Genomic DNA, 12,087 nt, shown 5'->3' with positions numbered 1-12,087 from the left:
TGACTCTGGACTATTTATTTCATCACAACCAATTAAGCATAACGGCAGATTTTGCCCCTGGTCACGGAGGAAAACTCATCACCTTGTGATTGGAGTTTATACATTAATTAACATAATGTGATTTATTCTCGCCTAGCAATTTAACAACTACTTGTTACTTATAGGAAACTTTTGCATTTAATTAAAATGTATTTTTGCAAAGCATTGCTTGGAAACATAAAATAGTAACCATTGATATTACATAAAGTCAATAACTAAGATGCCTGTGTAGCTTGAGATTCACGATTAAAATTTTATATTATTGAACTTGTAATTTTCGATTTTAAATTGTTAATAATAAGCATTGTTACTAGGTTTTTGTAGGTGATTTTCACTAATCTTGATTAAAAGTTTAATAAATATTCTCAATAAGCAATGTTTGTTGCAAATCACTCCAAATATTTGTTATATTCTCAATTAACAAGCTTTGTTGAGAAAAATTAGTATGACTGTCTACACAAATACTTCGCTCAAGGCAGAATTAAACGAAAGAGGCTGGCGTTTGACCCCTCAACGGGAAACTATCTTACATATCTTTCAAGAACTTCCTCAAGGCGAACACCTGAGTGCAGAAGATTTATATCATCGCTTGGAAGCTGACGGTGAAGGAATCAGCCTTTCAACGATTTACCGGACGTTGAAGTTGATGGCTCGGATGGGGATTTTACGTGAACTGGAATTAGGCGAAGGACACAAGCACTACGAAATTAACCAGCCTTATCCCCATCATCACCATCACCTAATTTGTGTCAAATGTAACTCTACTATTGAATTCAAAAACGATTCAATCTTAAAAATTGGGGCAAAAACTGCCCAGAAAGAAGGTTTTCACCTACTGGACTGCCAAATGACAATTCATGCAGTCTGCCCCAAGTGCCAACGTGCGCTCATGCCACTTTAGCACCTGGGTAAGATAACAAGAGGAAGTTACTCAATAATCCAAAAATGAAGTTTTGAGAAATTCCTGATTAGTCGTTATCGGAGGTAAGCAAACTGTTAAGGAATCACGGTAAAAACATGGAAGCGGATGTTAAAAGCGTCCGCTTCTCACATCAGCTAGACTGACACCGTAGAATTCCTGGGCTTGCTTTATGGCTTTTTTCGTATCATCTGCCATCACTCCATTGAGTTGTCCTTTATAGAAACCCTTTTCTTGTAGTCGTCTTTGGATTTCTAAGACATTAAAATCACCCTTGGTAGCTTTAGCTTTATTCAGTGAGCTATGTAATTTTGCTCTGGTAGTGGGGCCAGCAATACCGCTAGCAGCCAGATAATTAGCAGCTTGAAATCTTTTTACTGCTTCTGCTGTGTAGGGGCCAAAATAACCATTTGGCTGTCCCTGTAAATATCCTGCTTGAATTAACTGTTCTTGTAGAACTCGCACAGCTTCGCCGCGATCGCCTACAGTAAGTTTATCTTTGACAGTTGCGGTTGCTCGCTTAGGGGGGTTTTCTCCACCAACACCTATTGGCGGTAATCTTCTAATTGTGGCTGGCCCAACAATACCGTCAACATCTAGTCTATACGCGGTTTGAAATCTTTTGACTGCTTCCTCGGTAATGGGGCCAAAAACGCCTGTAGCATTACCGTAATAAAAACCTGCGACTCGCAAACGTTGTTGCAGCGATCTCACCGCCTCGCCTTCATCTCCTTTGACAAGGTAGTTAGGATCACGGCGCTTGTTGGTGGCTGCATTAACACTAGCAGTTGTGGTATTTCTTGTAGTTTGTGTACGTGCAGCAGTTGTGGTGTTTCTTGTAGCTTGTGTACGTGCAGCAGTAGCTGTACTGTTTCTTGTGGTTTGTGTACGTGCAGCAGGAGTGGTTCTGACTTGAGTAGCCGTTGTGCTATTTTTTCTCGTTGGTGTACTAGGAGTACTATATTGTTGGACTTGGTTAGCTACCGGAGAGGAACGCCACTGGTCTAATTTTTCCAGAGTGCTGGCTCCTACAACACCATCAACTGGTAAGCCAGCCGCCGCTTGAAAGCGTCGAACCGCTTCTTCTGTAGAAAAATCATATACCTGAGTTACAGGAGCTTGATAAAAGCCTGCTTGTTGCAGTTTTTGTTGGAGATTTCTGACAGAAGGCCCTTGATCTCCTCTTTCCAATGCCCAGGCACTACTAACACTGCTGAGAACAGATAATGTCAGCGCTAGGGGTAGCATATGCTTCCAAGCTCTACTTGATAGGCGTTTCCAGTCTGGTGCAGCTGCTTTGTTAAATAAGTAGCTTAAAGACACCAAATCACCTGGGTCACTATCTTCGTAGGCGAAAGCTAGGTGCAAATACGCTATGTTGTCCATATTTGTTTCCTACACCATTTATTTTGCTTCGATGGTTGCTTCAGCTTGATGTACTAAATTACGCAAGTTTTCAAGTGTTTCTATATTCACATTTTCCCATAAACCGCGTTGGTTTGCCTCTAATAGTCTTTCAGCAATATCACGCAGTGCATGGGGATTTTTATTCTCAATATACGTGCAAACTACTGGATCAAGCAAGTAGGCCTGCATAACACCTTGATACATATAGTCTTCTACACATCTGGTAGTGGCATCATAGGCAAAGAGAAAATCTACGGTGGCTGCCATTTCAAATGCACCTTTATACCCGTGGCGCATCATTCCCTCAATCCACTTAGGATTAACCACACGAGAACGATACACTCTGGCAATTTCTTCTCGCAGTTGGCGGACACGCGGTTGGGATGGAATGGAATTATCACCAAAATATGTTTCGGGATTTTTCCCTTGTAGGGAACGTATCGCAGCCGTTAAACCACCTTGAAATTGATAATAGTCGTCCGAATCAAGCAAGTCGTGTTCGCGGTTGTCTTGATTTTGCAGGACAATTTGCATCTGTCCTAAACGTTGAGTAAAAGCTTCGGGAGAGGGGATTGGGGATGGGGGATTAATTTCTGTCCCTGCTTCTTGACTTTTGCCTGAAGAATAGGCGTAACAGCTCCAGTTGATATAGGCGTTGGCTAGGTCTTGGTCGTTTTGCCAGTTTTGTGATTCGATTAGGCCTTGGAGTCCGGCTCCGTAAGCACCTGGTTTAGAACCAAAAAGGCGATAGCGCGATCGCTCAAAGGCTGTTTCTGGAGTTAAGCCTTGTTGTATCCAAAAATCGGTGTCTTGGCGGATTTGGGCGGCTAGGGGGTTTTGTTCTGGGGGTTCATCCAGAGCCGCAACTGCGTTGACAGCTTGCTCGAATAAATCCATTAAATTGGGGAAAGCGTCACGGAAGAAGCCGGAAATGCGTAAGGTGACATCGACACGAGGTCTACCTAAGATGCTTAAGGGCAGTATATCTAAATCAACAACCCGTCGTGCTGCACCGTCCCATACTGGTTGTACGCCTAATAAAGCCAAAGCTTCGGCTATATCATCGCCACCAGTCCGCATCGTTGCAGTTCCCCATACAGATAAGCCTAGTGTTTTGGGATACTCGCCATGCTCCTGGGTGTAACATTCAACCAAGTTTTCTGCTGCTTTTCTACCAATATCCCAAGCAGTTTCTGTGGGGATGGCGCGTATATCAACAGCATAAAAGTTTCTCCCTGTAGGCAAAACTTCAGGTCTGCCCCTTGTGGGTGCGCCAGAAGCTGCACTGGGTATATATCCTCCATCTAGCCCATGTAGGAGGTTGGTAATTTCTGCGTGGGTTTGTTGAAGGGATGGGAGGAGTTTGGATTTGATCCAGTTGAGGACTGTGTTAAGTGGGGCAGGGGGAGATGAGGAGGAGGGCAGGGGGCAGGAAGAGAAGTCGCAAGGAGGGTTTCCCTCCGGGCGAACTTCGGGAGCAGTGGGGGGATTGATTAGTTGTTCTACTAATAGGGCGGCGTGTTCTTCTAGGGCTGTGACGGCATCGCCGACTGTGCGACAGGGATTTGGGGTTTTTGCGGCTAACAGTTTTTGGTCTTGTGTTGATAATGGGGTGCTGAAGTTGTCTGTGAGGGGGTCGAAGTCTAAGCCCCAAACGTTGGCTAAGGCTCTGGTGATACCTGTAGAGTAGCGGTTGGGGATGCGAGCGATCGCTACTATTAAATCCCTGAGTTGTCGTCCTTGGGGACATTGCCCAAAAATGTGCAAGCCGTCTCTGATTTGGGCTTCCTTCAATTCGCAGAGATACCCATCTAAGGAGTTCAAAATCAGAGATTCAAAATTGACGATATCTTCTTCCTTTTCAATACCTAAATCTTTGTAAAGATTTTCTTGGATGACTAAATCACGAATGCGATCGCGGATTACTCCCAAGCGGGAAGGATCTAAACTTTCTGCTTCGTAATACTCATCAACTAAATTTTCCAGCTTTTGCAAAGCGCCGTATAGTTCAGCGCGGGTCATTGGGGGCGTAAGATGGTCTATAATCACCGCCTGAGCGCGACGCTTGGCTTGGGAACCTTCACCAGGGTCATTGACAATAAATGGGTATAGGTGAGGCATAGGGCCAAAAACTGCTTCTGGATAGCAATTACTAGATAAAGCCAAGCTTTTACCAGGGAGCCATTCTAAGTTGCCATGTTTTCCCACATGAACAACAGCATCAGCACCAAAAGATTCTCTCACCCAATAATAAAAAGCTAAATAAGCATGGGTCGGTTCTAAATCTGGCGCATGATAATTCAAGTTGGGGTCAATATCATAACCCCGTGATGGCTGGATGCCTACGAAGACATTGCCGAACTGGATACCAGGAATGGGACAAGAAGACGAGGGAAAATTACTGGCTTGTTCTCCTAGTCCCCAATCCCTACCCCAACGCTCATTAATACCCTGCTGCACTGTTGCTGGTAAACCAGCAAAATACTCTTGATATTCCTCACTAGATAAGCTTTGCTGTACTGGGCGTATTTCTCTGCCTTCTGGGTCATTGGTTACACCAGCCGTGAGCAGTTGAATTAATTCGTCGCCATTGGCGGGTAGGTTTGACACGACATACCCAGATTGCTGTAAAGCTTTGAGGATTTCTACACAACTTTCTGGCGTGTCTAGCCCCACACCATTAGCTAGGCGGCCGTCGCGGTTGGGGTAGTTTGCCAAAATTAGAGCAATGCGGCGCTGTTGGGGCGGTTGGGAACGGAGGTGTACCCAATTTGCTGCGAGTTGGGCTACAAAGTCGATGCGATCGCTTATTGGTTCGTAAACTACCACATCTGTTTCTAAATCGGGATTGCGAGTTTGTATTGCCTTAAATGAGACAGCCCGGCTAATAATTCTGCCATCTACTTCCGGTAAGGCGACGTTCATCGCAATATCACGGGGAGAAAGTCCGTTTAACTGTGCTTCCCATTGTTCGACAAATCCGCCACTGAGAATCACTTGTAAAACTGGGACATCTAATTTTTCCCAAAGTTCGGTTTGGGGTGCTTCAGTTTCTAAACGGGCTAATGAAAAGCTTGTAGTGTTAAGTAAAAGTGAAATTTGTTGGGAATCTTTAGGCTGAAAAAAATCAATCAACTCTGCTTGCACATCAGGATCACGCAAAGAAGAAATAAACACCGGCACAGGCTGTAAATTTCTCTGCCACAAAGCCGCACACAACGCATCAATCACCTGAATATTTCCCGCCAAATAGTGGGCGCGGTAGAAAAGAATCCCTACTTTGGGGATTAGGGATTGGGAAGATGTGGGAGAAAATTCTACTTCGTTACCTTTGTCTCCTTGTCTATTTGTCCCCATTCCCCATTCATACAACCCAACACGAGGAACCCTTTGTGGCGCTGGGGGCTTATATGTAGTTTTTAAAGATACATCTGAAATAAGTTGTAGAGCGTTAACAATATTTTCTACACCACCTTCATAAAAATACTGCCATATTTGGTTAACAGTACCTACAGGCGCGGTAGACTGGGAGATCAATTCAGGATCGAGAGCATCGTCCCCAGGCATTACAATTAGGGTTATACCAGTGCGTTCCACGATTTCTTGGACAACTTCTAAACCATACGCCCAATAGGAACGTCCCCCTAGTAGGCGCAAAATAATTACCTGGGCAAGTTCTAAAACTTGTTCGGCATAAGTATCTATACTTATTTGTTGTTGCAATAGCAACAAGTTAGCTACTCTGATTGCCGGAAATGTAGCAGGTAATTTGGGGACTGCGGCTGCCAAGGTTTGAATATCGGTATCAGCAGCCGTAATCAACACAAAGGGCGCTGGGGTTTGTTCCAGAAAAATTACACCCTCTGACTGATTCCATCCTACCGATGTGGTACTTATACGATGCATAATCCTTTATTACCGCTTTAAACTGTTGGTTAGAACATAATCAATACATTTGTCAGCCCAGCCCCTCTTACCAGACTATCGAAAATGCTGAGTTCTCCTGATTTGAGCTTTTCTCGAAATTTGCCTTTAGTTGTATTCAATCAACTCGGAGAATTGTTGCAGCAGATGGCTCAATCGGTAGAAACTAGTACTTTGTTACTCACTGAATCCTTGTTATCACGGGTTCTCGTGCCGATGGAGTGGCACGGTCAGAGGTTTACTTTGGTGGTTTCTGAAGGATTTAGCGCGCTTTTGCTGGGAAACGGGAAGCAACAAGAAGTACCAGAGTCGGAAAGTTGGGTTCTTGCTATGCCTTCCCCATTGAATCAAAGCGCTACTGGAGATAGAGAAACACAAAAGCCAGAAATATACTCAACTTCCAGTATTCCACAGGCTGCTCAACCCACACTAACGCTAACAGAGCTTAATACTAGGTTGACATTTAATTCAGAGGCGATCGCTTCCTTCCTGGCAAAATTGAGAGACTTGTTTGGGGATGATTCCTATACTCACCAGCATCTTGAACGCTATCGGCAAATTTTAAAACCTAATGATGCTACACTCCAAAGTCAATTTACTTTGTTGTTATTAGAACATCTTTTGCCTAAGCAAAATGAGTCGGTAACAACTTCCGCCAGTGTAAATAATTCTGAAGAAGTGTATTCTTGTCAAGCAGTCGAAGATGCTCTCAAAAAGCAGATTTCCCAAGAGCGACTGTTAAATCAAGTTACCACCCAGATTCGCAAAAGCCTAGATTTGCCAGTAATTATGGCAACAGCGATCGCACAAGTACGGGAGTTTCTAGAATTAGACAGGTTAGTAATATATAAATTTGAGGGTTCTGGAGTCAACACGCAAAACACAAGGTCACCCCGCCTGCAAGACTGGCAAAATTACGGTGGTTGTATAGTTTATGAAGCTCGTGCCACAGATATCATCCCATCAGTATTAGATTATCAAGAACAAACTTGCTTCAGTCGTCATTCTCAATGTTGGGATAAATATCGTCAAGGATTTACCTTAGTTATCGATGATATTGAAACAGCTTATGCCTTAGAAGAATGTTTGTTGAATTTTCTAAGGGAAAGCCAAGTTAGAGCAAAGTTAGCAGCACCGATTATTTTTGAAGATAAACTTTGGGGCTTATTAATTGCCCATCAGTGCTATAATCCCCGCCAGTGGCATGATAGTGATAAGAATTTACTCATTTCCATTGCCGAACAATTAGCGATCGCCATTCATCAATCAGAATTAATGCGATCTCTGCAAGATTCTGCCCAAAGGCTCACGCAAGAAAAACAAACCCTAGAGCAGCGTGTGATTGAGCGCACAATGGCTTTGCGCGATGCCCTCTTGGCGGCGGAGGCTGCTAGTCGCCTCAGAAGTGAATTTCTCGCCACCATTAGTCATGAATTACTCACACCTTTAACTTACGTCATCGGGATGTCTTCTACTTTATTACGTTGGCCTTTGGGTGAGTTGAGTCAACGGCAAAGAGATTATTTACAAACAATCCACGACAGTGGTGAACATTTGTTAGACATGATCAATGACATCCTCGATTTATCACAAATTGAGGCGGGAAAAACCGTTTTAAATATTGCCGAATTTTCTTTAGTCAAAATAGCAGAAAATACTATAGAATCTCTACTAGAAAAAGCTTTATCAGAACAAGTCAATCTCAAACTGGATTTACAAATAGATCCTAGACGCGATCGCTTCACTGCCGATGCTGCACGAATAGAACAGATCCTTTGGAATTTATTAACTAACGCCATTAAATTTACCCCAGAGGGTGGCAATGTCACCTTACGGATTTGGGTAGAAGAAGATACCTCTATATTTCAAGTAGAAGATACAGGTATTGGTATTCCTGAAGAACAATTACCGTTATTATTTGAAAAATTCCAGCAACTTGATACACCCTATCGCCGCCGCTACGAAGGCACAGGATTAGGTTTAGCTTTAACTAAGCAATTGGTAGAACTGCACCGAGGACGCATTGAAGTTGAATCCACTGTAGGTATTGGCTCAATTTTCACCGTGTGGATACCATATCAAGAAATTAGGGCCTAGAGACTTTGCATACAAGTCTCTACTGACCGACGACCCGTCGTTGAAAAATAATCATTTCGTTACCAATAACTGGGTTACGAGCTATTAACTTATCTTGAGAATCAACCATTTCTAAGTGGGAAAAATCTAATTCTTGAGAACGCTGTAGGATTTGGGATGCTATTTGGTTCTGCTCTGATTCTTTGAGTGTGTACCAATCGTCATTGATTTTTACGGTCAAATTGCTGGTGCGGAAATTGGCTTGAATTGATTTTATGATGCCAGAAGCGATTTGATTGCTAATTTCTGCCACTTGATTTTCGATGGCTGCAATCAAGGTTTGTTCTGGGGTTAATTGTATTGGTGGTGTTGGTGTAGGAGTGGCTTCAGGTTCTGGTGTAGGTTCTGGTTCTGGTGGCTGAATTTGTGTTTCTGGTTCCGGAGTTATTTCTGCTGTTGGTGGTGGTTCTGGTAAGCTTGGCTCTGGTGGAGCAGAAATTGTGGGTGTTGGTGTGGGAACTTCCTCAACAGGGGGAAGTGTTGCTACTTCTGTAGGTTTGTTAGAGAAAATACTGGTAGTTGTCCACACTAAAACTACAGCGATACTAGCAATAATCCCCGTCAATGCAGTATCTGATAATTTGGTTGATAAATTAGATGGGATAAAAGCACGGCTTTTCAGTAAAAACCTACCCCATCTGGACTCTAGCTGTTGTAAAAAACTGGGAGTTGCTTCCGTACCCGGCGGCGGTGCTGTTTCCAGTTTCTCTACAGTAGTTTCTAAAATCCCAATTGTACCTCGCAGAAATCCGATAATTGCTGCCTTCCAAAGAGGCTGCGGGACTCTCCTCTGGCGGGGTTGATTGGCCGGCGTAACTGTCGGTTCCGGTTGATTGGGTTGTTCGGGAAGATTGTCTTGTGACATGGAACTTTTACCAAAACCAACAAATCAAAGACAAACTAGCTGCATCTTTTTGCTTGTTTCTCTTTTGCCCTAATGTATCATTTCATGGGTAATGGCTTCGGCTAATTTGGCTATTGATTAATTTGGTGATTTATGAATCTCAAACGCCGTCAATTTTTATTTTTAAGTAGTCTCAGCGCTGTTGGAACTGGATTATTAGCCTGGAAATTCGCCCATAAATATTACCAAAGTAGTGATTTGGCGATCGCCTCACCACCCAAAAAAGATTTACTTTTACGTTTTGTGTCGGTGGCTGACACGGGAACTGGGGCAAGAGGACAATATGCTGTGGCTAGGGCAATGACGCTTTACCACAAGCAAAATCCCTATGATTTAGTAGTTTTAGCTGGCGATAATATTTACAATAATGGTGAAATTGAAAAAGTGAACGCAGTTTTTGAGCGTCCCTATCAAGATTTGCTCAAACAAGGAGTGAAATTTCAGGCTTGTTTAGGTAATCACGATATTCGTACTGATAATGGTGATCCGCAAGTCCGCTATCCCGGTTTTAATATGAACGGACGGCGATATTATACATTTCGCCGCGATCGCGTACAATTTTTCGCTTTAGATACTAACAGTAATGCCGATTGGCAAAATCAGTTAACTTGGTTAGAAAAAGAATTAAGCAGTAGTAATGCCCCGTGGAAAGTAGTATTTGGGCATCATCCCATTTATTCATCGGGGGTCTACGGCAGTAATCAAGCTTTTATTAAAACTTTCACACCACTATTTCAGAAATACGGAGTCCAGCTTTATATCAACGGACACGAACACAGTTATGAACGCACTCGTGCTATTGACGGAACAACCTATTTAACTTGTGGTGCTGGTGCGGGTAATCGTCCTGTAGGGCGTTCAAAATGGACAGAATACTCTACCAGTGATTTAAGTTTTGCTACCTATGAAGTTTATCCAGATAGGATAGAACTAAATGCGATCGCTACTAATAACCGTATTTTTGACAGGGGAATTATTAGAAGGGTAGAAGTGTCAGGGGTGTAGGGGTGTAAGAGAGAATCACTTTTGACAACTGACAACTAACCACTGACCGATAATCAATGCGGCGCAAGCTGCTAGGCGATTAAAATCGCCGTCAAGTATTTTTCTGATTTTGAATGTACTCCTTAACCGCCTCCAGTGGTGCGCCCCCGACTGTAGAGACAAAGTAAGAATTAGTCCACAGCGTAGGTAGTCTTTGTTTCAGGTGTGGAAACTCTAAGCGTAGGTAACGAGACGTTGCGCCTTTAAACCGTTTAATTGCCTTGTGGACACCAAATTGCGGGTCAACCTCAATCAGTAGGTGGACATGATCCTCTACTACCTCCATTTCCAAAATCTCAACCTGAATTTCTGCTGCTATTTGTTGTAACAGTTCTTTTAGCCGTGTATCAACACCATCTTTTAATACCTTGCGTCTGTACTTGGGAGTCCAAACTATATGGTATTTACAAGAGTAGACTACATTGTTGTTAAATTTATATTTTCGCCTCATGCAATAATTATATAGCCTTATGCTGTATAATCTTTTTATGGGTGAATATACAGTTAGAAAACTAAAAATTGGTAACACTCAACAAATGAGTGATTTAGCTAGTGCATCTGGCGAGTTGTATTCTCGCACAGTAGTTAGTTTCTGGCGTACAGTTCGCAACAAGGATTTGTGGCTCAAGCCTTCATCTATGATGCGGTGGCATAACTCCAACAAATTACACGCTCACAGTGCAGATGCAGTTGTTCAGAGTTTTTACTCTAGCCTCAAATCATGGAGGACAAGACGCAAAGCAGATCCAAATGCTCACCCACCAAGACGACGTAGACGATTTTTTAAAGTTCAATGGAAGTCGTCAGCTATCAAGGTAAGAAATGGGAAGTTGCACTTATCCAACGGCAAGGGTAACGCACCCTTGATTGTTGATTGGAATTGGGAAACTCCCAAATTAGTGGAAATGGGGTGGGACGGCAAGCAATATGAAATTCGTGCTTGTTATGCTGTTAGCCAAACTCAAACAGTTGAAACTGGAACTGTTGTGGGTATCGACTTAGGAGAAATCCACCTTGCTGTCGCCCATGATGGAGAGCAAACTTTCATCCTGAATGGTCGATTGCTACGCTCTAAGCGTCAATATCAGAACAAACTTAAAGCCAAACTGGCATCATTAATTCATCAGAAAAAGAGAGGATCTAAACCTAAGAAAAGATTAGTTCGTTCCAAGCAACGTCAGTTAGCTAAAGTCAAAAACCAAATTAAAGATATCCTGCACAAACAGACCAGTAAACTTGTTTCTACGCTCAAATCTAGAGGCGTACAAACCCTGGCAATAGGTGATGTCAGAGATATTAGACAACGAATTAATTTTGGCACTAAAGTCAATCAAAAGCTGCATCAATGGTCACATGGCGAAACTCGCGCCTTTCTCACCTACAAATCTCAAAGGTTGGGGATGAAAGTCGAGATTCAGTGTGAGAGATACAGCAGTCAGGTTTGCCCATCATGTGGTCAACGCCACAAACCCAAAAACCGCACCTACAAATGTAAATGCGGATTTGAGTTTCATCGAGATGGGGTTGGTTGTGTCAATATTCGTAGAAAGTATCTGGGATGTTTTGATGTCCCAGTAGTCGGCGTTATGGCTGCGCCCATTGGCTTGAGATTTCGTCCTCATCTCCAGTGTAGCTCTGTGCAAGCGGTAGCAATGCACAGTGAAATAATCTCCTCACTTTAGTGATGGGGAGACAGTCAATAATGTAGTATCTA

General features: G+C 43.1%; 8 protein-coding genes. 4 read left to right on the top strand and 4 right to left on the bottom strand.

Annotated features, from left to right (window positions below):
* The first annotated feature begins 484 nt into the window (after positions 1-484).
* The gene (locus ACN222_RS08400; RefSeq protein WP_010995860.1) at positions 485-940 is read left to right on the top strand and encodes a Fur family transcriptional regulator; all 456 of its coding nucleotides are present in this window, start codon (positions 485-487) and stop codon (positions 938-940) included.
* 129 nt (positions 941-1,069) lie between these two features.
* On the opposite strand, the gene ACN222_RS08395 is transcribed toward ACN222_RS08400, so the two are convergent.
* Both ACN222_RS08395 and cobN read right to left on the bottom strand, forming a co-directional pair.
* Entirely contained in the window at positions 1,070-2,344 is a 1,275-nt protein-coding gene (locus ACN222_RS08395; protein WP_010995859.1) for a peptidoglycan-binding protein, read from the bottom strand.
* Between the two features lie 18 nt (positions 2,345-2,362).
* Positions 2,363-6,271 carry a cobaltochelatase subunit CobN gene (gene cobN, locus ACN222_RS08390; protein ID WP_010995858.1) on the bottom strand — a complete coding sequence of 1,303 codons (3,909 nt, stop codon included), beginning with the start codon at positions 6,269-6,271 and terminating at the stop codon, positions 2,363-2,365.
* Between the two features lie 84 nt (positions 6,272-6,355).
* Between cobN and ACN222_RS08385 the strand changes: the two genes are divergently transcribed.
* Positions 6,356-8,386, top strand: coding sequence for a GAF domain-containing sensor histidine kinase (locus ACN222_RS08385; protein WP_010995857.1), 2,031 nt, complete (start codon positions 6,356-6,358; stop codon positions 8,384-8,386).
* 19 nt (positions 8,387-8,405) lie between these two features.
* On the opposite strand, the gene ACN222_RS08380 is transcribed toward ACN222_RS08385, so the two are convergent.
* Complete coding sequence (locus ACN222_RS08380) at positions 8,406-9,290, bottom strand: hypothetical protein (RefSeq protein ID WP_010995856.1); 885 nt, start codon at positions 9,288-9,290, stop codon at positions 8,406-8,408.
* A gap of 132 nt (positions 9,291-9,422) precedes the next feature.
* On the opposite strand from ACN222_RS08380, the gene ACN222_RS08375 reads away from it, so the two are divergent.
* Positions 9,423-10,334, top strand: coding sequence for a metallophosphoesterase family protein (locus tag ACN222_RS08375; protein WP_010995855.1), 912 nt, complete (start codon positions 9,423-9,425; stop codon positions 10,332-10,334).
* A 91-nt stretch (positions 10,335-10,425) separates the two neighbouring features.
* Here ACN222_RS08375 and tnpA read toward each other — a convergent pair whose 3' ends face one another.
* Entirely contained in the window at positions 10,426-10,824 is a 399-nt protein-coding gene (gene tnpA / locus ACN222_RS08370; RefSeq protein ID WP_010995854.1) for an IS200/IS605 family transposase, read from the bottom strand.
* 19 nt (positions 10,825-10,843) lie between these two features.
* Here tnpA and ACN222_RS08365 point away from each other — a divergent pair, with 19 nt between their 5' ends.
* A complete protein-coding gene (locus tag ACN222_RS08365) occupies positions 10,844-12,055 on the top strand; it encodes an RNA-guided endonuclease InsQ/TnpB family protein (RefSeq protein ID WP_197535806.1) in 1,212 nt (403 codons plus the stop codon).
* The last annotated feature ends 32 nt before the right edge of the window (positions 12,056-12,087 follow it).

The organism is Anabaena sp. FACHB-595, assembly GCF_048568275.1.
Taxonomy (GTDB): domain Bacteria; phylum Cyanobacteriota; class Cyanobacteriia; order Cyanobacteriales; family Nostocaceae; genus Trichormus.
This window is presented reverse-complemented; position numbering and strand designations above follow the sequence as displayed.

Excerpts from the sequence above, each read along its gene's own strand:
- ACN222_RS08400 (WP_010995860.1), top strand. The coding sequence starts at position 485 with ATGACTGTCTACACAAATACTTCGCTCAAGGCAGAATTAAACGAAAGA.
- ACN222_RS08375 (WP_010995855.1), top strand. The coding sequence starts at position 9,423 with ATGAATCTCAAACGCCGTCAATTTTTATTTTTAAGTAGTCTCAGCGCT.
- tnpA (WP_010995854.1), bottom strand. The coding sequence starts at position 10,824 with ATGAGGCGAAAATATAAATTTAACAACAATGTAGTCTACTCTTGTAAA.
- ACN222_RS08385 (WP_010995857.1), top strand. The coding sequence starts at position 6,356 with ATGCTGAGTTCTCCTGATTTGAGCTTTTCTCGAAATTTGCCTTTAGTT.
- ACN222_RS08380 (WP_010995856.1), bottom strand. The coding sequence starts at position 9,290 with ATGTCACAAGACAATCTTCCCGAACAACCCAATCAACCGGAACCGACA.
- ACN222_RS08395 (WP_010995859.1), bottom strand. The coding sequence starts at position 2,344 with ATGGACAACATAGCGTATTTGCACCTAGCTTTCGCCTACGAAGATAGT.
- cobN (WP_010995858.1), bottom strand. The coding sequence starts at position 6,271 with ATGCATCGTATAAGTACCACATCGGTAGGATGGAATCAGTCAGAGGGT.
- ACN222_RS08365 (WP_197535806.1), top strand. The coding sequence starts at position 10,844 with ATGCTGTATAATCTTTTTATGGGTGAATATACAGTTAGAAAACTAAAA.